This is a genomic window from Corynebacterium sp. HMSC072A04 (assembly GCF_001809235.1).
GTDB classification, from domain to species: Bacteria; Actinomycetota; Actinomycetes; order Mycobacteriales; family Mycobacteriaceae; genus Corynebacterium; species Corynebacterium hiratae.
Map to the genome: position 1 here is coordinate 1 of NZ_KV796753.1, position 238 is coordinate 238.

1 protein-coding gene is annotated in these 238 nt (G+C 52.5%); it reads left to right on the forward strand.

Annotated elements, in window-relative coordinates; genetic code table 11:
• Nucleotides 1-217 (forward strand): helix-turn-helix domain-containing protein (locus tag HMPREF2565_RS14385; RefSeq protein WP_141745881.1); only part of this gene is annotated, 217 nt, incomplete at its 5' end.
• Between the last annotated feature and the right edge of the window lie 21 nt (nt 218-238).

Below are 238 nucleotides of genomic sequence, written 5' to 3' on the forward strand. Positions count from 1 at the left end.
GGCCCATGTGCAGCAGAAACGACTATCCGGCGAAGATGATCGGGCAGCATTTTACGATGATGTTGACCGTAAGATTCATCAGATTTGGAAAGACTCTGATGAGGTTTATGGTGCTCCGCGGATCACCGCAGAACTTACCGAGCGCTACCAGATCACCTTGAATCGCAAGACTGTGGCTAAACGGATGCGCATGATGGGCATTGAAGGGAGGGCCTGACCCCCGGAAAGTAGACACGTC